Origin of the sequence: Ensifer sp. WSM1721 (assembly GCF_000513895.2) — a bacterium.
Taxonomy (GTDB): domain Bacteria; phylum Pseudomonadota; class Alphaproteobacteria; order Rhizobiales; family Rhizobiaceae; genus Sinorhizobium.
In genome coordinates, this window is record NZ_CP165782.1 from 2,213,242 (window position 1) to 2,234,492 (window position 21,251).

23 protein-coding genes, 1 tRNA gene and 2 pseudogenes are annotated in these 21,251 nt (G+C 61.7%); 17 read left to right on the top strand and 9 right to left on the bottom strand.

Annotation, left to right across the window (positions count from 1 at the left end; translation table 11 throughout):
- Positions 1–12: 12 nt before the first annotated feature.
- Positions 13–201: a hypothetical protein gene (locus M728_RS10815; RefSeq protein WP_026618973.1), complete on the top strand. Its 189-nt coding sequence runs from the start codon at positions 13–15 to the stop codon at positions 199–201.
- Positions 202–471: 270 nt separating this feature from the next.
- Here M728_RS10815 and M728_RS10820 read toward each other — a convergent pair whose 3' ends face one another.
- Entirely contained in the window at positions 472–1,254 is a 783-nt protein-coding gene (locus tag M728_RS10820; RefSeq protein ID WP_026618972.1) for an SIMPL domain-containing protein, read from the bottom strand.
- Between the two features lie 152 nt (positions 1,255–1,406).
- On the opposite strand from M728_RS10820, the gene M728_RS10825 reads away from it, so the two are divergent.
- A tRNA-Ile gene (locus M728_RS10825) sits at positions 1,407–1,482 on the top strand.
- A gap of 342 nt (positions 1,483–1,824) precedes the next feature.
- Here the strand turns inward: M728_RS10825 and M728_RS10830 are convergent.
- Complete coding sequence (locus M728_RS10830) at positions 1,825–2,040, bottom strand: AlpA family transcriptional regulator (RefSeq protein ID WP_156943329.1); 216 nt, start codon at positions 2,038–2,040, stop codon at positions 1,825–1,827.
- Between the two features lie 90 nt (positions 2,041–2,130).
- Here M728_RS10830 and M728_RS10835 point away from each other — a divergent pair, with 90 nt between their 5' ends.
- The 5 genes and pseudogenes from M728_RS10835 to M728_RS10855 all read left to right on the top strand — a co-directional run bounded on the left by M728_RS10835 (position 2,131) and on the right by M728_RS10855 (position 5,529).
- Positions 2,131–2,334: a hypothetical protein gene (locus tag M728_RS10835; RefSeq protein ID WP_156943328.1), complete on the top strand. Its 204-nt coding sequence runs from the start codon at positions 2,131–2,133 to the stop codon at positions 2,332–2,334.
- Positions 2,335–2,981: 647 nt separating this feature from the next.
- Positions 2,982–3,198 (top strand): annotated as a pseudogene (locus tag M728_RS10840) (antibiotic biosynthesis monooxygenase); the annotation flags it as partial.
- Positions 3,199–3,316: 118 nt separating this feature from the next.
- On the top strand, positions 3,317–3,679 hold the full coding sequence (locus M728_RS10845; RefSeq protein WP_156943327.1) for a cytochrome b: 363 nt from the start codon (positions 3,317–3,319) through the stop codon (positions 3,677–3,679).
- Between the two features lie 43 nt (positions 3,680–3,722).
- Positions 3,723–3,845 carry a cytochrome b/b6 domain-containing protein gene (locus tag M728_RS10850; RefSeq protein WP_156943326.1) on the top strand — a complete coding sequence of 41 codons (123 nt, stop codon included), beginning with the start codon at positions 3,723–3,725 and terminating at the stop codon, positions 3,843–3,845.
- 484 nt (positions 3,846–4,329) lie between these two features.
- Entirely contained in the window at positions 4,330–5,529 is a 1,200-nt protein-coding gene (locus M728_RS10855; protein WP_026618971.1) for an NAD-dependent formate dehydrogenase, read from the top strand.
- 224 nt (positions 5,530–5,753) lie between these two features.
- On the opposite strand, the gene M728_RS10860 is transcribed toward M728_RS10855, so the two are convergent.
- On the bottom strand, positions 5,754–6,494 hold the full coding sequence (locus M728_RS10860) for a DUF899 family protein (RefSeq protein WP_026618970.1): 741 nt from the start codon (positions 6,492–6,494) through the stop codon (positions 5,754–5,756).
- Between the two features lie 187 nt (positions 6,495–6,681).
- On the opposite strand from M728_RS10860, the gene M728_RS10865 reads away from it, so the two are divergent.
- Positions 6,682–7,011 (top strand): hypothetical protein, encoded by a 330-nt coding sequence (locus tag M728_RS10865; protein ID WP_026618969.1) that lies wholly within the window; start codon positions 6,682–6,684, stop codon positions 7,009–7,011.
- 90 nt (positions 7,012–7,101) lie between these two features.
- Positions 7,102–7,608, top strand: coding sequence for a protein tyrosine phosphatase (locus M728_RS10870; RefSeq protein WP_370906446.1), 507 nt, complete (start codon positions 7,102–7,104; stop codon positions 7,606–7,608).
- Positions 7,609–7,863: 255 nt separating this feature from the next.
- Here the strand turns inward: M728_RS10870 and M728_RS10875 are convergent, their stop codons facing one another.
- Complete coding sequence (locus tag M728_RS10875; protein WP_026618967.1) at positions 7,864–8,073, bottom strand: cold-shock protein; 210 nt, start codon at positions 8,071–8,073, stop codon at positions 7,864–7,866.
- A 205-nt stretch (positions 8,074–8,278) separates the two neighbouring features.
- Here M728_RS10875 and M728_RS10880 point away from each other — a divergent pair, with 205 nt between their 5' ends.
- The 3 genes and pseudogenes from M728_RS10880 (at position 8,279) to M728_RS10890 (ending at position 9,311) form a co-directional block, all read left to right on the top strand.
- A complete protein-coding gene (locus tag M728_RS10880; RefSeq protein ID WP_051440815.1) occupies positions 8,279–8,608 on the top strand; it encodes a DUF5132 domain-containing protein in 330 nt (109 codons plus the stop codon).
- Between the two features lie 144 nt (positions 8,609–8,752).
- Positions 8,753–9,021 (top strand): annotated as a pseudogene (locus M728_RS10885) (hypothetical protein); the annotation flags it as partial.
- A 62-nt stretch (positions 9,022–9,083) separates the two neighbouring features.
- Positions 9,084–9,311 carry a hypothetical protein gene (locus tag M728_RS10890; protein ID WP_245269662.1) on the top strand — a complete coding sequence of 76 codons (228 nt, stop codon included), beginning with the start codon at positions 9,084–9,086 and terminating at the stop codon, positions 9,309–9,311.
- A 139-nt stretch (positions 9,312–9,450) separates the two neighbouring features.
- On the opposite strand, the gene M728_RS10895 is transcribed toward M728_RS10890, so the two are convergent.
- Positions 9,451–9,753: a helix-turn-helix transcriptional regulator gene (locus M728_RS10895; RefSeq protein WP_026618966.1), complete on the bottom strand. Its 303-nt coding sequence runs from the start codon at positions 9,751–9,753 to the stop codon at positions 9,451–9,453.
- Between the two features lie 51 nt (positions 9,754–9,804).
- On the opposite strand from M728_RS10895, the gene M728_RS10900 reads away from it, so the two are divergent.
- The 5 genes from M728_RS10900 (at position 9,805) to M728_RS10920 (ending at position 14,805) form a co-directional block, all read left to right on the top strand.
- Entirely contained in the window at positions 9,805–10,749 is a 945-nt protein-coding gene (locus tag M728_RS10900; protein WP_026618965.1) for a threonine/serine dehydratase, read from the top strand.
- A 271-nt stretch (positions 10,750–11,020) separates the two neighbouring features.
- Complete coding sequence (locus M728_RS10905) at positions 11,021–11,941, top strand: ABC transporter substrate-binding protein (RefSeq protein ID WP_051440818.1); 921 nt, start codon at positions 11,021–11,023, stop codon at positions 11,939–11,941.
- Positions 11,942–11,963: 22 nt separating this feature from the next.
- Positions 11,964–12,968 carry an iron ABC transporter permease gene (locus M728_RS10910; RefSeq protein WP_026618963.1) on the top strand — a complete coding sequence of 335 codons (1,005 nt, stop codon included), beginning with the start codon at positions 11,964–11,966 and terminating at the stop codon, positions 12,966–12,968.
- Positions 12,965–13,999 (top strand): iron ABC transporter permease, encoded by a 1,035-nt coding sequence (locus tag M728_RS10915; protein WP_026618962.1) that lies wholly within the window; start codon positions 12,965–12,967, stop codon positions 13,997–13,999. The genes M728_RS10910 and M728_RS10915 overlap by 4 nt, the downstream gene beginning before the upstream one ends.
- Before the next feature lie 8 nt (positions 14,000–14,007).
- Positions 14,008–14,805 carry an ABC transporter ATP-binding protein gene (locus M728_RS10920; RefSeq protein ID WP_026618961.1) on the top strand — a complete coding sequence of 266 codons (798 nt, stop codon included), beginning with the start codon at positions 14,008–14,010 and terminating at the stop codon, positions 14,803–14,805.
- Here the strand turns inward: M728_RS10920 and M728_RS10925 are convergent.
- From M728_RS10925 to M728_RS10940, 4 genes are all read right to left on the bottom strand, one after another.
- Entirely contained in the window at positions 14,777–15,478 is a 702-nt protein-coding gene (locus M728_RS10925; RefSeq protein WP_026618960.1) for a bifunctional 2-polyprenyl-6-hydroxyphenol methylase/3-demethylubiquinol 3-O-methyltransferase UbiG, read from the bottom strand. The two genes, M728_RS10920 and M728_RS10925, sit on opposite strands and share 29 nt — an antisense overlap.
- Before the next feature lie 429 nt (positions 15,479–15,907).
- The gene (locus M728_RS10930) at positions 15,908–17,074 is read right to left on the bottom strand and encodes a hypothetical protein (protein ID WP_051440814.1); all 1,167 of its coding nucleotides are present in this window, start codon (positions 17,072–17,074) and stop codon (positions 15,908–15,910) included.
- A gap of 354 nt (positions 17,075–17,428) precedes the next feature.
- A complete protein-coding gene (locus M728_RS10935) occupies positions 17,429–20,290 on the bottom strand; it encodes an AMP-binding protein (protein WP_034883015.1) in 2,862 nt (953 codons plus the stop codon).
- A 413-nt stretch (positions 20,291–20,703) separates the two neighbouring features.
- Complete coding sequence (locus M728_RS10940) at positions 20,704–21,111, bottom strand: hypothetical protein (protein WP_026618958.1); 408 nt, start codon at positions 21,109–21,111, stop codon at positions 20,704–20,706.
- Positions 21,112–21,251 lie beyond the last annotated feature (140 nt).

Here is a 21,251-nt window from a genome sequence, read left to right on the forward strand (position 1 = left end):
GGGAGGAGCAAGATGGAGCATGTCGAAGCCGAACAGCTTTCGAAGCAACCCGTTACCAAGGTTTGGAACGTCCACGAATTTTGCCAACGACATCAATTGGGTGAGAAAGAAGAGATCCGACTTCGTCGGCTATTCGGTCGGTTCGCCACGGCTCGCGAGCTGCTGCACAACGCCAAACGCGCTCCCAAGTGGAGATACTGAGGGTTGGCAATAGGATCCCGCGTTCATCGCTGACGCGGGCTCGGTCGCAAATGAAGCTGCGCACCGAAAAAACCGACCCGGCTCTGTGGCCGGGTCGGTTGAAAGGTCTTTCTACCGTATACGTCACATGGCGCCACGAAGAGGCGAGGACGGCAAGATCCCTTCTCCGAGCGTGCGGGGAAAAGGTGGCCGGCAAGCCGGATGAGGGGAGATGTCTCACCTCTCGACGACCACCCCGAGCTGAGCCCGGGTCCTCCGCGTCGAGACCGATCACTGCTCGATGGCGAAGGTCACGTTGACGGTGACGTTGTAGGCGTTCTCACCGGTTGCCACCGGCACTGCATCGGCGGCAAATTCCTTGGCCATGCTGCGCGCCACGGGGATCGGCTCGGGCCGGTCGGGCTGCTCCGCGATCTCGATCAGCCGGCCGAGCGAGACGCCGGCCGCTTCGGCCAGAACCCTTGCCTTGTTGATGGCGTCGGCGACGGCGGCCTTGCGGGCCTCGGTGATCACAGCATCCGGCTTGTCGTTTGTGAATTCGATGCCGCCGCCCTGATTGACGCCGAGGGTGACCGACTTGTCGAGGACTTCGCCTAGCTTGGTAAGATCGCGCACGCGCACGCTAACCCCGTTGACGACCTGATAGCCGACGAGCTCCGGCGGCCGGTTGCCACCGTCATTGTTCTGCGGGTAGTTGTATTGCGGCATGATCGAAAAGCCGCTCGTCTGCAGGTCGCGCTCGGCAATGCCGGATTGTTTCAGCGCCGCCAGCACGTCCTCCATCGCCTTGTTGTTGGCATCGAGCGCCTCGCGTGCGGTCTTGGCGTCCTTGACGACGCTCAGCTGCAGGATCGCCATGTCCGGAGCAGTCGTCGAGCGGCCCTCGCCGGAGACCTTGATCACCGCCTGGCGGCCCCTGATCCCCTCGGGGCGCCCCTTGTCCCCCTTGCCGGCGACGTTGTCGTCCGCCGCCGCGGCGGCCGCGAAGGCACCGGCAAAGACGGCGGCGACAGCGGCGACATGAACCGTGCGGGCAATGCGTGTAGCAATCATGGATGTGTCTCTCCGGTTGTTTATCGGCCGATTCCATGCTTATCGATTGTGTAGGTATTGCGGCAATGGCTTGTCCGCAAAAAGGTTTTCCGCTAGAGCCATTGCCAGCGTGCGAATTACCATTGGTTCGCAACAGCCGGCATACGGCAGCAGGGCCTGTAGCTCAATGGTTAGAGCCGGCGGCTCATAACCGCTTGGTTGGGGGTTCGAGTCCCTCCGGGCCCACCATTTTCACCCCTAGATCCTGACATCGGGCCGCCGCAAAGTGCGGTCGTGCCGTGAATATGAGGAATATCTCATATTATCAATTGGTTGGCTCGTCGTAAGAAGGACTCTGGGCGCCGATTCTCCATTTTCAAACGGCTGTCGATCAGGGGGTTTGGGGTTCAACTGCGAGCGGAAATATTCGTCTTTTTGACGCTGGGCAGGACTCGACCAAAGCCCGAAATTCGGCGCGACATCATTTCTTGCAACAAAGTACCGGACCGCGCCGGTCGCGGCGGGCAGACCCCGTTACTTCTTCCTGAAAGGCGGCCTCTTTCTCCTGCCGGAAGCTGGACGCGCCTCGCTTCAGGCTGGCGGGTTGTCGAAAGGCGGAGGGTTAGCGATCCAGTCGTCGACCTCGTCCGCGTAGAAGGCCTTCCGGCGTCCTGGCGTTACGCGATGCCATTTGGGGAACAGTCCCATGTGCATCAGCCGCTTGATGGTGCTTTCCGACAGGGTGGTGAGTATGCAGACCTGGCGCATGCTGTAAAGCCGCCTTGGTTCAGTTGGTTGTGGGGCCAATTCTCTGTTCCTTCGGCTGAGTGGAGCGGCGACACCGGCAGGACTCCACTATGTCCGGGATCGGCGAGGCAGACAACTTTGGATTGAGAGTTGACAACGCCCGGCTCTGCTTCCAGTGCCGCTCTCATTCGTCGCCCCGGCAGCCCGCTGCCAGGCAATGCGCCGGACGCCGGAGACAGCATCGAATGTGACATCGGCGCTCTGAACTCGGCCATCGACGCTGTGGCACAGCACAAAAAGCTCACACTTGAGCAATTAGAACATGATGCGATCATTTTGCCGTGGTATTGTTGAAGAATGAAAAAAATGGAAGGTATGAAGCCTCATCGAACCATGGGCTCGAATCCTAGTTCGAGACGCCTCGCGAGCTGCAGCGAGTCCTTTGGCGGGATGCAACCTATACAGGATTCGCCGACCCGCCGAAACCGTCGGGAATCCTTTCGGGAATAGCCCTTGGATGGATTCGCTCAATGGTAAAGAATCTTGCGGGTGTAATAAAAATGTCACCTTCCGCAGAGGGAGGTCGGGGCGCACGCTTAAGGCAGGCTTTGTGTCCAATTCCTAACTAAAGGTGCTTCCATTCTGGCAATCGCCGCCTAGCCGACAACTTCCGAATGCTGGACGACTAACATTGTTCCAGCACTTCGCAAGCAGCGCCGTTCTGCTCCGGGAAGGGGGATTTCTCAGCCATACCCGGACGGAAGCCGGGCTTCGGTTCAAGAGACGCCAGTAGCACGCACAGAAGGTCTTATGCCGTCAGAAGATATCTAAATATCTGATATTATTGATTTTTATTGCGTATAATGATTTTCTTGCATCGAGGCGCGGGCCTCATCGGTCCGCCGCTTCACGGCTGGAAGGAGTATCCGCATGGCCCGAAAGCTCCAGCGTGACAGCGATATTTACGCGCTCCCATCGGGGAAGAGCAAAACCCTATTTCGTCCGACGCCGCGTTCATGAAGGCACAGCCGGGTTTCATCTCGACCCAGCTTCACCGCGCGATCGGACCAAGCCCGACCTAGGAAACGACGGATGCTTTCCGAGGCGGCGTTCAGCCATCCCGAGTTCATCGCTAAACTCTCTGACTATCCGTCGTCCGGCGTGGCTAGCCCGCACCTCTTCCAGAAGGTCGCAGTGCCCGGCGTCTGTGTGGCCTGACGTCGCGCTGAGCGGCAGGGAACGCACCTAGGAGGTCGCCACGCGGTCGGTCCCTTCGTCAACAGGACGCGCGGCGTCGTGTCGGCGCAGCGCCGACAATGATCAAAAGGAAGAAGAGATGCTGAAGAGCAGGCATGATCGCTACGGCGCGGTGGCAATCTCGATTCATTGGCTGAGTGCCGTCCTGGTTTTCGTTTTGCTTGGCTCTGGCTTCCAGGCGGCCAAAGCCGTTGATGTAGCCGAAAAGGCGTCATTTCTTCGGGTGCACATTCCGGTGGCGCTCGCCGTGCTGCTTCTTACCTCCTTCCGCATCGTCTGGTGGTGGCGGTTCGATCAGAAGCCGCTTGCCGGTGAAGGATCGCCCATCTGGCAGGAGCGGATCGCGAGCTGGGTACATCTCGCCTTCTACTTAGTGGTGCTCGGCATGATTGCCAGCGGCGTCGGGATGATGATCCTAAGCGGCGCGGCCCCTCTTCAGTGAACCCGGTGCGGCGCTACCGAACTTCAACGACTATCCGCCGCGCGTGCCGCATGGCTTCGGTGCCAACCTGCTGATCGGGCTGCTGGCGTTTCACGCCGGAGCGGCGCTCTACCATCATTTCATTCGACGAGATGGGCTGCTGCGTCGGATGTGGTACGGAAGCTGAGCAGGTCCGCTAGCAGTTTTTTGACCAACGCGCCCACGGATTCGAAAATCAGCGCTCATCCGTCGCGTGTGCGCTCAATGAACCTATTGTATGTGCGAACCGGACTCAAGGCGCGCGGCTGCCGAATTTCGGCTATCCACCACCCATGCCAGCCATTCCAGATCCGTCCTGCGCGACGGTTTCGGCCCATCTCTAGACCTTTTTGGACGGCCACTCTCTCCCCCACCAGAAAGCACCACTGCTTACTCCCGAGCCCCAGCCGCAAACAGCCGGAATGGCCTGCCATACTGACGACCACCCCACTTGAAACCGCCGCACGCTCCTCCACCTTCTCCTGAGTGGTATCAATTCCACGAACGGGGAGCGCCAGGAGCGACCCTGCTGGCCACAACAGAGCACACGCCCTGCTGTTCGTCCGCCTGACCGGCAGCCTCGAAGGAGCCGACGGCCTTCCTCTTCGTCTTTGAAATGAAGGGAGATGGAAATGGCAAAGGTCGTTTGTGTCCTCTATGACGATCCCGTCGATGGGTATCCGACTACCTATGCGCGGGATGGCCTGCCGAAACTGGAGCGCTATCCCGGCGGCCAGACGCTTCCCACCCCGAAGGCGATCGATTTTCAGCCGGGGGTCCTGCTCGGCAGCGTCTCCGGCGAGCTCGGCTTGCGGAAATTCCTCGAAGGCCAGGGGCATACACTTGTCGTAACCTCCGACAAGGACGGTCCCGACAGCGTTTTTGAACGCGAACTTGTCGACGCCGACATCGCGATCTCGCAGCCCTTCTGGCCGGCCTACCTGACCGCCGAAAGGATCGCCAAAGCAGCCAAGCTGAAACTCGCGATCACCGCCGGCATCGGCTCGGACCATGTCGATCTGCAGGCGGCGATCGACCGCGGCATTACCGTCGCCGAGGTGACGTACTGCAATTCGATCAGCGTATCCGAGCATGTGGTCATGGTGATCCTGGCTCTCGCGCGCAACTACATCCCCTCCTACCAATGGGTGGTGAAGGGCGGCTGGAACATTGCCGATTGCGTTGCGCGTTCCTACGATATCGAGGGCATGGAGGTCGGCACGGTCGGCGCCGGGCGGATCGGCACGGCGGTGCTGCGCCGGCTGAAGCCGTTCGACGTCAGGCTGCACTATACCGACCGCCACCGCCTTCCCGCCGCGGTCGAGAAGGAGCTCGGCGTCACCTTCCACAAGACGGCGGCGGAGATGGTACCCGTCTGCGATGTCGTCACGATCAACGCGCCGCTTCACCCGGAGACGGAGAACCTCTTCGACGAAGCGATGATGGCCAACATGAAGCGCGGCGCCTTTCTGGTGAACACGGCGCGCGGCAAGATCTGCAACCGCGATGCCGTCGCCCGGGCGCTCGAAAGCGGCCAGCTCGCGGGCTATGCCGGCGATGTCTGGTTCCCACAGCCGGCGCCCAAGGATCATCCGTGGCGCTCGATGCCCCATCACGGCATGACGCCGCATATTTCGGGATCGTCGCTCTCGGCCCAGGCGCGCTATGCCGCCGGCACGCGCGAAATCCTGGAATGCTGGTTCGAAGGCCGGCCGATCCGCGAGGAATATCTGATCGTCGCCGACGGAAAGCTCGCCGGTGCAGGCGCCCACTCCTACAGCGCAGGGGATGCGACGCGCGGGTCCGAGGAGGCCGCGCGTTTCAAGACCTGACACAGCGACACGTTGCGATCGCTGGATGATGACCCGCCCTGCCTGCTCGGCATGGCTCTCATCCTTGCAGGCATGGCGCTGTCGCAGGGACGAGGAAGAAGACGTTCGGAATGAACGGAAGCGGCCTACCCTGCGTCAAGGGCGGCCCTGACGAAGTCGCAACACTCGATACGAGGTCGGCAACCGGATCCAGATGAACGGAATCGACCCCATCCACGCAGCGTTCAATAGTAGTGGCGTTCAATTTGCTCGTACGCGTCCGGCCGCCCACCGGGAGTAAGATCGAGGAGGGTCCACATCGGCTCGACCGTGCCGACATGGCGTGGATCCTGTCCGGGCTCCGTCGGTAAGAACAACAGCTCCGAGGCCCAGCTCAGCCTCACCACTCCGTCGGAGCCTTTGTGGAACACCGTGAGGATCGGCACCTGCTGTCCGTCTTCGTCCTCGCCATGGTAGTCGCGCTTGAAGCTGTTGTTGGCGGCCGAAATCAGTTTCAAATTGCGCCAACCACGATGCGCGGCGAAGGCCGCGACTTGCTCGATCGGCGCCTTCGCCACTGCCGCAATGTTGACCCCGAGTCCCTCGACATGCGGGACAGCCCCCTCCCAATTGTCGAGCAATGCAGTGCAGGACGGACACGGTCCCTGCTCAAGGGGAAGATCTGCCATCGGGCCATTGCTCGGACCGCGCCGGTCGTCGCTGCGATGCCGCGGGAACATATAGTGATAGAGAATCAAGGTATCGGTACCGGGCCGGAACAGCTCGGACAGCCGCACCTGGGCTGGCGCCCCGTGGGCGTCGATGTGGTCGAACTGGTAATCCTCGGGAACGGGCCCACCCGGCGGGAGTGCGCGGATCTCCGCGGCCACAGCCTCCATTTCACGCCGAAGGGCCACCTCACGCTGCAGCAGCCTTTCGCGAGCCTGGCGATATTCCGGACTTTCGTTTGGGAAGTTCACGTCCATGCACGCCTCTATCGAAGTGAATGGTCGGATCATAGCACGACTTCAGCGGGCTCGACTTCGCCCTCCAGGTTACTTCTCATTGGGGGCAGGCTAATAAGTCATACAATAATGCTGCAGGCAGCTCCGCGCGACTTGTCCGTGACAGTTGTATGACAGATAGTCGCCGCGTCGATGAACGGAGGTCGTCATGGGTGAGAAGCGCAGAAGGGTATACGAGGCATTGGTGGAAGGCGCGATGCAGGGCCATTCCGACAGGAACCTCTATCATTTCGTCCTTGCGCGCTGCCCGAAGACCTCCAGCAAGAAGCTCGTCCGCGCCTCGCTGCTGGCCCTGACCGACCCCGAGCTCAAGGACCGGAACATTCTGAGCACGATCTACGCGTTAGCAATCAAGCATCGCCTGGACGAGGCGCGAGCCGATGAGATCGAGGATGTCGACGACGATGAGCCGAGGGAGTTGGCGCCGTCGATGTCTGGCCTGCGGACATCTCCGTCGGTAGCGGATATGACCGCGTGAGCGCGGTTCCGATGCAGGGGGGTCACACACCCGTCACATAAAAGGAGGATCACTCGCTCGATTTATCAGACTGCCAATCGAGGGGGCGTAATGATGCAGGGCCGCATCTATCACATTCTCTTCCTTTCACGCCGAAACTCTGCGCGCAGCATCATGGCCCAGGCCATTCTCAACAAGATTGGTCAGGACCGATTCCACGCGTTCAGCGCCGCCGTCGATCCGGCAGAGGCTATCGAACCCATCGTGCTGGACCTCCTTCGCGCGGCGGATCTTCCAATCGACGACGTTCGGCCCAAGCATTTTCGCGACTTTGCCGCAGCCGAGGCGCCTGATTTGGACTTCGTGTTCACTCTGAGTGATACCGCCGCCGGAGAGCCGCTGCCAGAGTGGCCGGGCCTTCCCATCACGGCGCATTGGAAATGTGCCGATCCGGTCCTTGCCGAAGGCGAATTCTGGGAGAAGAGGCAGGCGTTTGTCGATGTGATGTCGCAGCTTGAGCGGCGACTGGCTATCTTCATCAATCTTCCGTTTGAATCGCTTGATCGGATGAGCCTTCAAACGCAGGTGAGGGCAATCGCGGACCCGCCTAGTCCCTAGTACGAGGCGGCGATGATCCTGGATTTCGGCCCCGCCCGGTTCGGGCCAGGCTATGCTTACTTCTCCGGCTGCCCCCGTTACGAATAGAAATGCGTACGAACCTTCGGCGCCTGGTGCGCATTTGAAGCCACTTCCGGGACCACCGTTGGCGATCGGCGGTCGGCTCATCGTTCCTGCAGATCCTGGTTGCCTTGACACTTCGCGTCGGAGCACGCCGGCTGTCTACTCCCCGAGTCCCGGGCCATATGCCATCGATCAGAGCGTGCGGATATTGTCCGCAGAACTCTTGCCCGACCGACGATCCTGAGTAATGTCGAAGCTCACCTTTTGACCCTCCTTGAGGGTAGAGAGCCCAGCTCGCTCTACCGCCGAAATGTGCACGAAAACATCCGGCGAACCGTCATCGGGCTCGATGAATCCGAAGCCTTTGGTGCTGTTGAACCACTTTACCGTCCCGGAAGCCACGGCGTGCGCCTTTCCATCATGAGAGCAGCATCATTCGTCGGCAATTGCGACGATCTCATATTTTCAGCTGCTTCTAAATAAGTTGATTGTGATACTTTTATGACAGCCGCCTCGCCAGACGGCGGGGTGCTACGACGACCGAGCCAGGGCTCACGATCTCACTGATTACTACGGACTCGTTGAGGAGCGCATATGGAGACCTGCCATGGCGATACTCGAAGACGCCTTTAAGGGTAACGTTATGACTGCCGTTGCCATCGGCATCGGAGCTGTCGTGCTGAGACCGATCGTCGTTCCTGTGGTGAGGCCGCTGTTCAAGGCCGCCTTGAAGGCCGGTCTGGTAGCCTACGATCAAGGCAGGGTCGCCGTGGCGGAACTCGGCGAAGGCTACGAGGATCTCATGGCCGAGGCGCGTGCCGAGATGTCGGCCGCGAACGGAGGCATTGGGCCTACCGAATCGGCTGAGCCGGCTGCTCGCCGTCCGGCGCCGAAAGCATCAACTTCGCGCGACGAAGATCAAAATAAAAATAGGTAAGTGGCTCGCCACATTGCCGCTGCTGGCGAGGGATGGCGGATGTCTTGCGCGTCCTTGCGGAGCTAGCAGGGCTGGCGCTGTGTGCAACCGTTTCTTGTCGCCGTTTTGGCTGCGACCATCCGCCACGATAAAGGGGGATTCAACATGGGTTCGATGCGGAGAAAAGTATACGAGGCCCTGGTCGAAGGAGCTATGTGCTGCCGTTCCGACGACGAGCTTTACGCTCTCGTCCGGAAGCGGTGCCCGAAAACTCCAGCAAGACGCTTGTTCGGGCCTCGCTGCTGGCCCTGACCGATCTCGAACTCAATGATGGCAACGCGCTCTGCATGATCTACGCGTTAGCGATCAAACACCGACTGGACGGGGTAAGGAGCGATGAGATCGACGACATGGGCGACGATGATCCGCTGGAACTTACCCCTTCCATCGGCGGTAGACTATCAATTGACCGGCCGGCGCGGAGCGGAGGTGCCTCTTGGAACGATCGCTATTTCTCGCCAGACTCCTGGGGCCGACATTTATCGCGATCGCGGTCGGGATGCTGATCAATCTCGGCATCTACGAGACTATGATCGCGGAGGCGCTGCACCCTGGCATCGTCTTCTATCTGTCCGGTTTGCTGTCGCTGCTCGCTGGCCTCGCAATCGTCAACCTGCACAATAGATGGCAGCCGGACTGGCGCGTGATCATCACAGTGTGTTAGGGCGAGGAGGTCACGTCGACCTCAATCGCGACGTCCTGAGAGAGCTACTCTACCGGCTTCAAGCCTAACTTCTTCAACACTATCGACCCGTTGCGGACATTCCAGCGCGGCGCCAGTGCGGCACGGATCAGGGCGCCGGTTATAGCCGTTCTTGCAGCAGCATCTTCAGCGCGCTGATCCGCTCTTCATCCCGCTTGTAGAATATCCATTGCTTAATCCGTTTTGGGCGCACCAGCCCGGCCTGAGAAAGTACGCGCATATGTTCGCTGAGAGTGGGCGGGGAAAGGCCGAGTTTCTCAGCTATCAGAATCGCGCAGACGCCATCCTCGACAAGATCGCCGTCGGTCTGAGGTGGAAAATGAGCCTGCGGGTTCTTGAGCCAGTCAAGAATCTGGAGCCGCCTCTCGTTTGCAATTGCCTTGATGATATCGATCTCTTGCATTTCGTCAGTTTGCCAAGTAACTAATTGATGTCAATACGGTAGGGGCGACTTATGAAGGTAGACACGCCGATCACCGCTGAGCGCATTCGCGAGACGGAAGCGCTGATCCGCCGTCATATCCGGCATACACCGGTCCTTCACGTTGACATGAAGGACTTTGGCCGCGCACCTCTGCCGGTCGCGCTTAAGCTCGAATGTTTACAATATACCGGATCGTTCAAGGTGCGCGGTGCCTTCGCCAATCTTCTTGGCAGAGCTGTGCCGGTGGCCGGTGTGGTGGCCGCTTCAGGTGGCAATCACGGTGCCGCGGTCGCCTATGCCGCAAGGCGCCTGGGAATTCCTGCCACGATTTTCGTGCCGACTGTCACCTCGCCGGCCAAGGCAGAGCGTATCCGCAGCTACGGAGCAAAGCTGATGATTGCGGGAAACCGCTATGCTGATGCGCTGGCGGCGAGCGAGAGGTTCTCCACCGAGACTGGCGCGCTGGCAATCCATGCCTATGATCAGGTCGAGACACTGATCGGTCAGGGCACGCTCGGGCTCGAAATGGAGCAAGACCTGCCAAATATCGATACGGTGCTGGTTGCAGTCGGCGGCGGTGGTTTGATCGGCGGCATCGCCGGCTGGTTTGCCGGTCGTAAACGAATTGTCGCCGTCGAGCCCGAAGGCTCGCCGACGCTTCATATGGCGCTCGATGCGGGGCACCCGGTCCATGCGCCCGCCGAAGGGATCGCGGCCGACTCGCTCGCTCCGAGACAAGTCGGCGGACTGATGTTTCCTATCGCGCAGGCCTTTGTCGAGCACTCGCTCCTGGTGACCGATGACGAAATAAAGCTAACGCAGGCGTCGTTGTGGGAAGCGGCGCGGATTGCCGTGGAGCCGGGCGGGGCGGCGGCGTTGGCTGCATTGCTCGGCGGAAGATATGTGCCTGCGCCGGGCGAGCGTGTTGCGGTGCTCGTCTGCGGTGCGAATACGACGGCGGTACAGTTCGGCTGAGGGTCAGTGCCCGGATCGCGGCTGTTGCCCGGATGGCTGCTGCCCACCCGAGTGCGACGGACGGGAACCAGAAAGATCGGCCAGGCGTCGTACGCCGATCGCGGACGGAATTTCCGGTCCTGGCCCCAAAAGCCGAAGTCACTCACGGTTTGGGCAAATAAAGTGGATTGCAGCACTCCTCTTTAATGGCTAAAGCGATGTCCAGATTCATGTGGAGGACATCGCCGTGGCGAACGCACGTCAAATCGCAACTTTCTTCGGTCTTCTGGCCATGATGGCAGCAGGCCCCGTCCATGCCCAGGACGGCAAAACCCTCAAGATCACCGATGACCGTGGAGTGGAGGTCGAGGTTCCGGCGCAGCCGAAACGCATCGCCTCGATCTCCTATTTTGCGGATGACGTAGCTCTTGCTCTCGGCATCAAGCCTGTAGCGAGCACCTATATGACGACCGGACGCGAGCCGGATTTCCTCCTTGGCCTGACCGCAGGAATGAAGCAGATCGGGCAGCGCGCCAAGCCGAACCTCGAGCTGCTTTCGGAAGCCAAGCCGGACCTGATCGTCGCCATCCGCCGCTATACCGTTGGCAATGCGCCGCAGCTCGAGAAGATTGCTCCCTATGTCGCCTACAACATGGAGCTTTTGGATGGCAGCGATCGTGAGATCGCCGAGCTTTCGAAAATTCTCGGAAATCCTGAGCGCGGCTTTCAGCTAAACAAGGAGTTTCGCGAGCATCTGACCGAATATGCCGCAAAGGCTCCGAAGGACGTGCATCCGCGCTTCGCGATCATGTGGGGTGGCGAGACGCCGTTCGCGTTCCATAGCGAGAACACGGCTGCGTCCATCGTAACGGCGATTGGTGGCGAAAACATTGCCGGCAACATGACGCCTGGCGGCGAGTTCGGAATCGATCTCAGCCTGGAGACAATGCTCGAGAAAGACCCGGAAGTCCTCTTCATCTACGACTCGGGCCCCGACCGCCCGCATGAGAACAACCCGATCTGGCAGGAACTGACGGCCGTCAAGAACAAGCGGGTATTTTATGTCGGCGACCAGTGGGTCGAGACCAACGGCCCGATCGCCCGCGAAATCGTTTTGCGCGAGGCCGCCCACTATCTCTATCCCGACGTCTTTCCTGTCGTGGACGTAAAGGCGGAAGCCGCCAAGATGATCCCGGCCGAGGCTCAGAAATAACGGACGAGCGATCGCGACGGCGATGGGCACACGGAAATCCTCGATAGCCATAGGATTCGTCTTCGCGGCGACCATGCTGATCGTCCTCGTCGGGCTGCTGCCTGGGGCGAGGACGCTTTCCATCGATGCCGTGCTGCGCGTGCTCTTTGCTCCCGACGGCAAAATCGAGTCGATCCTGGTTTGGACCCTGAGGCTGCCGCGAAGCCTGGCGGCCGCCGTCGCGGGGTCGGGCCTCGCTGTATCGGGCTATCTGTTACAGGCCCTGACCCGCAACCCGCTCGCCGATCCGGGGATCACCGGCGTCACCGCCGGCGCGGTCGCGCCCATCGTCGGCTGCTTCGTTCTGCTGCCGTGGTTTTCATCGATCTACTACCCTTTTGTCGGCCTCGCGGGCGGTCTTGCCGCCGCGTCGGTGACGTTCTGGGTGGGCCGCGGCGGAAACGGACGTCCGCTTCACCTGGCGCTTGGCGGGGTCAGCGTGTCGTTATTCCTTGGGGCGATCACGATCTACGTACTGCTTCTGGCCGGGCCGCTATCGACCGCACTGCTGTTCTGGCTGTCCGGCGGCTTCGCCGGGCGCACGTGGTCGCACCTCGTCCAAATGCTTCCCTGGGTGGGGCTCGGGGTGGTGGGTGCGCTGTTGATGCACCGGGTGATTGCCATGTTCGCCCTAAGTGACCACGCCGCCGCCGGAATGGGTGTGCAGCTCAGTTTCTGGAAACCCGCCCTTTTGCTTCTCGGCATCTGTCCGGTGGCGGGAGTCGCGCCGGTCGCGGGACCCGTCGCCTTCGTCGGTCTCGCAGCCCCGCATATCGCGCGGCTCCTGCGGCCCTCAGGAACGGCCGTTGAGATCGCGCTCACGGCGGCAATCGGGGCTTTGATGGTGACCTCAGCCGACCTCGTCGCTCGCACCATTGCCATGCCCAAGGAACTTCCCGTCGGCATCATAACCGCGCTTCTCGGCGGGCCGATCTTCATCTATCTCATCCAGCGAGGGCGCGTCCGTTTCAAAGGAGAGGCAGCATGACCTCGGACGCGCCCGCCCTCACCCGACCGAAACCGTGGCTCCTGCCGGCGGTCATTCTGCTGGTCCTGCTCTCGTTCGTCGCTGCCGTGTTCCTTGGCGTGGTCGACATCCCCACGGTGGACGTCGCCTCGGTTCTGATTGGAGGCGGTTCGGCTGAAGCCCGTTCGATCATTCTCGACATCCGCCTGCCGCGTATTGTCACGGGCATGCTTGCCGGCATTCAGTTCGGGGTCGCGGGACTGTTGCTCCAGACGATAACCCGAAACCCTCTCGCCGATCCCTCACTGATGGGGGTGTCCCAGGGAGCGACTTTGACGGTCACGGTGTTCTTGCTGTTCACCGTCTACATCTTCAACCCCGGTTCCAATACGGTCGCTGAGCTGCCGATCGCATGGCTGCCGGCGGCCGGAATGGTGGGTGGCATGGCGGCGGGAGGCATCATCTACTTGATGGCTTTTCGGCTCGGCCTCAGTCCGCTCAGGGTCACCCTGTGCGGGATCGCGATTGGGGCAGTGCTGCACGCGCTTGCCATAGGCCTGATCGCGGGCTGGGGATCGGCCCGCATCGAGATCATTCTCGAATGGCTCTCCGGAAGCCTATACGCGCGCACATGGGATCACGCGATCTTCCTGCTGCCGTTCACGATCGCCGGTCTGGCCGTGCTCCCTCTGATCTACCGCCCGCTGGTCCTCTTGCAGTTCGACTCCGCTGTCGCCCGTTCCTTTGGCCTCTCCTACCGCAAGCAGTTCACGCTCGCCCTGCTTGTATCCTGTGCGCTCGCCGCCAGCGCCGTCGGAGCAGTGGGCCCGATCGTTTTCGTCGGACTCATGGTTCCGCATCTGGCGCGGTTCCTCGCCGGGCGCCATTTCCCGCTGGTGCTGCCTTTGACGGTCGTCCTCGGCGTGATCATCGTCACCCTCGCGGACCTGATCGGTCGTCTGGTCGGACACGCCGAGGAAGTGCCGATCGGAGTGGTCACGGCCATCGTCGGCGTGCCGGTCTTGCTCGCCCTCCTACGCAAAGCTCCCTGAGATCGCCCATGTCCCTGAGATGTTCGCAATTGTCGGTTCACTACGGTCGCCGGAAAGCGCTGAACGGCTTTCGGCTATCGGTCCAGAAGGGAGAAATCCGAGCCCTTATCGGACCGAACGGCTCCGGAAAAAGTACGGCGCTGCAGGCAATGGCAGGATTGATCCGGCCCGCGGAGGGGCAAGCGGAGATCGGCGATATTCCGGTGGATTCGCTGTCGCGACGCGCCATCGCCAGGAAGCTGGCCTTCCTGCCGCAGCAGCCGTCCGCCCCGGACGAGATGACGATCGCCCAGCTCGTGCGGCAGGGGCGCTTCGCCCACGTCGGACTCTTCCGCTCCTATGACCGCAAGGACGAGGCGGCCATCGAGTGGGCGCTTGAGAGCACCGGCCTCACGAGTCTGGCCGACAGGGCGCTCCAGGAACTCTCGGGCGGCGAACGGCAACGGGCATGGATATCGGCGGCGCTGGCGCAGGAGGCGGGCATCCTGCTGCTCGACGAGCCGACGTCGTTCCTGGACATCGGATATCAGGTCGAGGTTCTGGACCTCGTCCATCGCCTGAGCCGCGAGAGGGGCGTCACGATCGTCATGGCGATCCATGACATCAACCAGGCGATAGCCGTCAGCGACCGCATCTCCTTGCTGGAAAAGGGCGAGTTGCGCTTCGACGGGGAGCCAAGGGCGCTCGCCGAAAGCGGCCTGATCGAAAAGACATTTCGGGTAAAGGGGCGGTTCGTCGAGGTCGCCCCCGACAAACCGCCGCATTTCGACGTCGAGCTTACGCGGTTTCTGCGTTCGGGCGCTTGACCAGGCGGAACACGATCTTGGTCTGGGTGTAATAGTTCAAGGCGTCGGCGAAATCCGGCGTCCAGCCATCCTCGACAAACGGAATGAAACCGTCATACTCTAGTTTCCGGCCGGAGACCTCGAAACCGGCCTTCGCAAAGGCGCGCCCGTAATCGGAAATGGAGCGGTCCTGGACGACCGTGTTCGTGCGTTTCGCCACGAGCTCGCGCCACTTCGGCCAGAGCGGGTTATCGGTGTGGCAACCGGTGACCGCATAATAGACGCCTCCGGGCTTCAGCGCCTTGAAGATGTCCGCGGCATGGGCGTCGATGTCCTCGACGAGGTAGATGACCTCGTGGCTGATGGCGAGATCGAATTCCTCGACCCAGCCTTCGAGGGTTCCGCCAACAGCATGCTGGACGGGAATGTTGCCCTTGAAAGTCTCGGCCTTTGCGATCGATTGCTCCGCAATGTCGATGCCGAGCGCCTTGCGGAACGGCTTGATCGCATGGAGATGCCGCAGCAGGCCGCCTTGGTTGCAGCCAAAATCGAGGACGTTCTTTTCCGAAAGATCGCGCTCGACGATCAGATCGATGAGATGCCGCCAGATCGGGGCGTGTCCGTCCGCCATCCTGTCATCGGCGTCGGGGTCGACGTACCAGGTGGTGATGGTTTTCTGGGCATCCTGGCGCATCCGCCGTTTCTCCGGTGCGATTCATCTGATGCCAGTGTCATAGGGTGACCAGGACGTCGTGGGTAGGTCAAATCGAAACAAGTTTCGACCTCACTATTCCGGATGGCCGCCCCCGATACACGCAATGCCGCCCTTCGGTACTCTGGCCGCGAATCTCACAGCCCCAACCAACCGTAACGGGAGAAACCGGAATAATCGACCCTCTGCGGTCATCGCGTCGTGTGACCTAGACGTCAAAGACGGGGCGGTAAGCGGCCCTTGATTTGAGCCACCCCGCTAACGGCGCGCGCCATGCCTCATGGTGGCGTTCCTTGGCGGGGATCACGTGACGTGAACATCGGCAGCCTGCCATACCCGCCCCCTCTCAACGAAGCACGCACTACCCTCTCGCGGCCGTTCTGCGGATTGTGGGCTCCTTGCCACCATCGGCTACTTGATTAGCCGATGAGCCACCGGTGGGGGCATTGCGTCGCGCTCGCTAAGCAGCAGATAGGAGACCCTCGATAGCATCCACAGATCAACAACGCCGCTGGACCCAAGCTCGACATGAGCCAGGCTTCGAACGACGAAAAGATGCGTCCTGTCCGTGTCAGCCGCGGCCGCTAACCTGATGCTCTCCGAATAGGGGATCAGCGTATCATCCCGGCCGTGAATGAGGATGAGAGTGGCCTCGAGATCGGCCATATTCCGTGACTGGAGGTCAAGGCGATGGAACTCGGTGAGCACCGACGCCGGCAGTTTGGAGACGAGCAGCGGCGTCTTCTCCGGATCCCTATTGAGGAGCAGCCGATGTACAGCTTGACCCTCTGGCCCAAGCTGCGCGGCCATACCTCTCACATCAGCGTCGGGGTCCGCGAGCTTTGTCTCTGACATCGCTTTGAGAATCCGCCGATCCGCGGGGTCCTTCAGCCACACTGCGCTGCTGTGAACGAAGACCCAGGTGGCATAGGAGCTCGGCGTTCGTCTCTGCCAGCGCCGATCGGGGCCTTCGCGAAAATAGCCTGTCGTCAAATAGGTGCCGAGGGAAATGATGTCGTAGTAGGTGCCGATGGCATAAACGAAACGGACAAGCCTCCGCGTCTGTGGGTTCATCGCCGCCAGGATGGCCGGCCCTGCAGCATAGGAAAAGGCGACGATCCCGACGCTCTTCTCGGCCCCAGCGGTCTCCTTCGAGGCGATGTGCCAAGTGAGCGCGCTGAGCTCATCAACATCCTCAGACCGGATCGACAGTTCACGGAGGCTTTGCAGGTCCGGCACGAACACCATGAATCGCGATCTCGCCATGGTCTCCGCGAACGCGACGATGCGGGGGTCGTCCTTGCCAAGCCGCACGACTCCGGGCACGACGACCACGGTCGCCCGTGCATGCTCGCCTCCGCCGGGACGATAGACATCCGCGGTGTTCGTTTTCCCTGGTACGCGATAGGTGATCTCTTCGCGGATGGGGGCCGCCCTCCACTCCTTCAGGCGGCTCGCCCCAGAGCCTGCGGCGACGTCCTCGATCACCAGAAGGGCTTCGACGGCGCGGAAGATCAAGGGTTTGAAAGCCACCATGGCGAACACCAGGAGCGCAGCGATCCAAAACCATCGTCTCATCAGGGCAGGTGTCTCTAGCTGAATTTCTTACCATGCGAGGTGCGTCGGGCCGCCCTATTTTGGTGGACTGAGCCTAGGGTCAGGCCCATAAACTGACCGAAACCGTCAGATGACCGCATTAAGCCCCATCCATTCATTCATTCGACCAGCCACGCAACCTCTGGAATCCGCCTGCGAATATTCCCGCTACGAACTACCGCCGTCAGCGCCGAGCTTTCAATCCAGGCGCTGATTTCGGATGTTTAGCGCGGGATCAGGAAAATATACGCGTTTTTCCGCCCGCAGTCCGCGCGAACCCCTTAGAATCGATGACGTTTATGATTTAGGTCCACCCGACCTAAAATCATCGTGATCTCAGGCGGGAGGCGGCTCGGGCTTTGCCAGACCGCCGAGATCGGGTTCGCCGCAGCGCCTGAGGATCGCGTCGCGCACGGCGTCGCGCAGTTGCAGGATGGCTGCGAAATCCGTTCCCGTCGGCGCGACCGCCTCGGCGATCTCGATGCTGAGCGGGGCGCGTCTCGGAAACCATTGTTCGCCCCGAAGCACGGACCTCGTTCCCCGGATGACGCCCGGAACGATCTTGAGACCCGCCTCCGCGGCCACCTTGAAGGCGCCGAGATAGAAGCCGGAGAGGCCCGCCCTGCGCGTGAATGCGCCCTCTGGAAAAACGACGAGAACCCGGCCTTTGCGCGCCAGGTCCGTCAACGCCCTGGCGTCCTGCAGGCTACCGGATACATCGTAGCGCTCAACGAAGGGGATGCCGAGACGCCGCAGCAACGGGCCCGTGAGGAATTGCCGGGCAAGCTCCCTTTTAGCCACGATTGCCGGCTCGCCCGAGAGAACCGCGGCGAGGACGAGCACGTCCATATAGCTCGCATGATTGAAGGCGAGCATCACGCCCTCTTTCGGGATGCGATTGATGCCGGCGGTCGCAACCGGGATTCCCATGGCGGCAAGTGCGCCGCGCGCGATCCTCCTGACGGCGCGCCAGCGCCAGGAGAGACTCGGGATCAAGAGCACCGCGAGCGATCCGGCTGATAACGCCACGCCAAGAACGGCCCACCACCAGACGGCATAGAGCGTATCCCGGGCAAGCCGCGCGAAGCGCCGGATCTGCGTGCCGATACCGAGCAGCAGCAATCCGGACAATTGCACCGAAAATGCCCGCCGGGCGGTTCCGATACGATCGCTCTCGAAGAGAGCCTTCGCAGTGCCACGCCGAAGCTTGCCGCTCGACGTCTTCGGCACCGATCGCGGCGGCACCAGGAGCACCTCGTCGGCCGGACTGCCGGCAATGTCGGCGGAGGCCGCGACCACGCGCTCCTCGATCGCTGCGCGCGCATGCGTATCCGTCTCGGCCGTTTCCGCGACGACGACCACCCGCTCGGTGCCAGCGACACGGTCGGCCGTGCCGAAGACGGCCACGCCTCCCTTTCGGATTCCGGGTATGGCCGCCACCGCCTCCTCGATCTCCTGAGGATAAAGGTGACGACCGGCCCTGATGATGATGTCCTTGACGCGGCCCGTGATAAAGACGTCGCCGCCGGCCATATAGGCGCGGTCGCCGCTGTCGAGCCAGCTATCATGAAAGAGCGCGCGTGTCTTCTCTTCGTTGTTGAAATAGCCCGCCGTCGCGGAGGGGCCGCGAAATTCCAGCCGACCCTCCCGCCGCTCACCAACTTCGCGGCCCGCTTCATCGACGATGCGGATTTCGTGCCCCGGCAGTGGTTGGCCGCAGGCGACGATTTCGAGCGCCGGACTATCCGCACGCGCAATTTCGGCGATGCCGCGCGTGCTCAGCGCCTCGCGATCCACCCGATCGATGAGTGGCAACCGTGAGAGGGGCGGAAAAGCAAGACCGACGGAACACTCCGCAAGTCCATACACCGGAGCCACTGCCTCCACGGCCAAGCCGAAACGACCGAAACGCTCGCTGAACCGGCGGAGCGTACGAGCGCGCACCGGCTCGGCTCCATTGGCGATCATGCGCACCGAACCGAGGTCGAGCCCCTCGATGGTGGCATCCGTGATCTTGTTCCGGCAGATCTCGAATCCGAAATTCGGAGAAGCCGACAGCGTCGCGCGGTAATTGTGCATCGCCCAGAACCAGCTTTCCGGTCGCGCGAGGAAGCTCAAAGGCGACATCGCATAGAGCGGAGCTCCATAGTAGAGGCAGCCGAGCCATGCGCCGATCAGGCCCATGTCGTGGTAGAGCGGCAGCCAGCTCACGAACACATCGTCCGAGCCTGCGCGCATGGCATCGCCCATCGCGCGAATGTTTGCCAGCAGGTTGGCATGGCTGAGCACGACGCCCTTTGGGTCGCCGGTGCTGCCGGACGTGTATTGGATAAGCGCCGTTGCGGCGGGGTCGCCATGGTGATGGGCAATGTCCGGCTCCGCCGCCGAATCCTCCATCTCCGCGACGCAATCGACTGAATTCAACGAGTCGACCAGTGCCTTGAGCAAGCCGGCAAGCCGGCGTCCTTCGGGCAAGGTGATGAGCAGAGAGGCGCCCGCATTGCCGAGGATTCCGGCCTGCCGGCGCACATGCTCTTCGAGTTGCGAAAGCCGCGTCGGCGGATAGATGGGCACGGGGATGGCGCCGGCGTAGAGGATGGCGAAGAATGCGACAAAGAAATCGAGCCCGGTCGGGAGCATCAAGGCGACCCGATCGCCCGGCGCGATACCGCGAGCGACGAGTGCGCCGGCAAGCCGACGCGCTCGCCTGCCGAGGTCAGCATGGGTAAGGGCACCGAGGGTGGTGGTCTCGTCCTCCAGCACGGTAAGGTGCAGCCGCTCTGGATGCCGCGCTTCGTGCCGCTCCAACGCCTCGACCAGTGTACGTGCCTCGGTCGCAGCGGGGACGGTCGGAAGGACGGCGGTCAGGCGTCCGCCGGGAGCGCTTCGTTCGCCCGCCGGTCGGGCCCGGTCCAGCGCCCGCACAAGATCGGACACGGTTTCGGCTTCGGCCATCTCGCGGGCGGGTAGCTTCATATGGAAGGCGCGCTCGATCCGCAAAGCCAATTCGGTTCGGCCGAGACTGTCGATGCCGAGATCGCGCTCGATTCTGCTCGATGGAGCAACGTCGATCGAGCGTGCCTGCTGCGGGTGCAACTCGCGTAGGAATTCCGTTACGATCGCAATCAGGTCGCGAGCGCCCAGATCCTGCCCGTCAACTGCGGCAGGTGAAATCGGCTGCCCAGTTTCCTTCGACATGGAGAATTACAATAGCGCATTGTGAGACAATCGTCTTGCTGCACTGGCACGTCGCGTCAGAATCCGTTCCCGAAGGTGGGAGGCGGCGTGAAGCCCGCGGAACCAAGGACGGGGGCGTCACAGCGCCGGTCGAATTTCATAGGCGGTTGGCAGCGCATACAGTTCGATCCGTCCCGTAGGCGTATCCTACGCCCCCGTTTCCTACGAAGGCAACTGGAGGCGGGACTTGCGCCGCCGTTATGCGGGGCTTTTTCGTTGCATATGAGCAAGCCGCGGGCGCGCCGCGCAATCTCGCCGTCGAGTTCGGCGATCCTGCCGTCCAGGTCGGCCAGGAGGTCCAGCATCACCCTGATCATCGCAAGGGCGGCTGGAAGGCGCGTGCGGGGGCGCCTGGGCGCCCCGCTCGGCATCGCCTATTCGGCGGCGGCTCCCATCGCTGTGAGCATGTCGGGGTTCTCCGACTGGAGGCGCCCGCCTGCGCCAGCAAGCTCCAACGGATACTCGTTGACCAGGATCAGGATGTCGTCGGTGTTGGCAATGCCGGCAAATGCCTTTGCGATCGCGCCATTCAGCTTCTCGATCAGCGCGCGCCGGGCGTCGAGGCTGGGCAATTTCGGCGCCTCGACGAAGCAGACCGGCCGAACCGGCTCGGCCTCTACGCGACCGTCCTGCGCCACGTTGGCGGGAGCGTGCTCGCGCAGGAAAATGCGGACATCCGGTATATGATAGGCTTCATCCAGCACGGTCATTATCTCGGCCATCATCGTCGCCTTGGCTTCGGTTCGTAGGCCCTGCGGCCCCTCGATGATAAAGGTGGGCATGTGTCTCGTCTCCTGGTTGGCGTTCTCCGCGACATCGAACGCCAATGGGGGTTCGACGCGGACCACATAGAAGAGACGACCCGACCGCCGGAAAGGATTCGCGGAAATATTTCTTTCGGCGCGTGAATCCTTCGAGCTGC

Bases quoted from the DNA above. Each gene is read 5' to 3' on its own strand.
- M728_RS10820 (WP_026618972.1), bottom strand. From the start codon at position 1,254: ATGATTGCTACACGCATTGCCCGCACGGTTCATGTCGCCGCTGTCGCC.
- M728_RS10870 (WP_370906446.1), top strand. From the start codon at position 7,102: ATGATGCAGGGCCGCATCTATCACATTCTCTTCCTTTCACGCCGAAAC.
- M728_RS10920 (WP_026618961.1), top strand. From the start codon at position 14,008: ATGTCCCTGAGATGTTCGCAATTGTCGGTTCACTACGGTCGCCGGAAA.
- M728_RS10860 (WP_026618970.1), bottom strand. From the start codon at position 6,494: ATGGACGTGAACTTCCCAAACGAAAGTCCGGAATATCGCCAGGCTCGC.
- M728_RS10895 (WP_026618966.1), bottom strand. From the start codon at position 9,753: ATGCAAGAGATCGATATCATCAAGGCAATTGCAAACGAGAGGCGGCTC.
- M728_RS10925 (WP_026618960.1), bottom strand. From the start codon at position 15,478: ATGCGCCAGGATGCCCAGAAAACCATCACCACCTGGTACGTCGACCCC.
- M728_RS10880 (WP_051440815.1), top strand. From the start codon at position 8,279: ATGGCGATACTCGAAGACGCCTTTAAGGGTAACGTTATGACTGCCGTT.
- M728_RS10910 (WP_026618963.1), top strand. From the start codon at position 11,964: ATGGGCACACGGAAATCCTCGATAGCCATAGGATTCGTCTTCGCGGCG.
- M728_RS10935 (WP_034883015.1), bottom strand. From the start codon at position 20,290: ATGTCGAAGGAAACTGGGCAGCCGATTTCACCTGCCGCAGTTGACGGG.
- M728_RS10915 (WP_026618962.1), top strand. From the start codon at position 12,965: ATGACCTCGGACGCGCCCGCCCTCACCCGACCGAAACCGTGGCTCCTG.
- M728_RS10815 (WP_026618973.1), top strand. From the start codon at position 13: ATGGAGCATGTCGAAGCCGAACAGCTTTCGAAGCAACCCGTTACCAAG.
- M728_RS10865 (WP_026618969.1), top strand. From the start codon at position 6,682: ATGGGTGAGAAGCGCAGAAGGGTATACGAGGCATTGGTGGAAGGCGCG.
- M728_RS10930 (WP_051440814.1), bottom strand. From the start codon at position 17,074: ATGAGACGATGGTTTTGGATCGCTGCGCTCCTGGTGTTCGCCATGGTG.
- M728_RS10905 (WP_051440818.1), top strand. From the start codon at position 11,021: ATGATGGCAGCAGGCCCCGTCCATGCCCAGGACGGCAAAACCCTCAAG.
- M728_RS10855 (WP_026618971.1), top strand. From the start codon at position 4,330: ATGGCAAAGGTCGTTTGTGTCCTCTATGACGATCCCGTCGATGGGTAT.
- M728_RS10940 (WP_026618958.1), bottom strand. From the start codon at position 21,111: ATGCCCACCTTTATCATCGAGGGGCCGCAGGGCCTACGAACCGAAGCC.
- M728_RS10900 (WP_026618965.1), top strand. From the start codon at position 9,805: ATGAAGGTAGACACGCCGATCACCGCTGAGCGCATTCGCGAGACGGAA.
- M728_RS10845 (WP_156943327.1), top strand. From the start codon at position 3,317: ATGCTGAAGAGCAGGCATGATCGCTACGGCGCGGTGGCAATCTCGATT.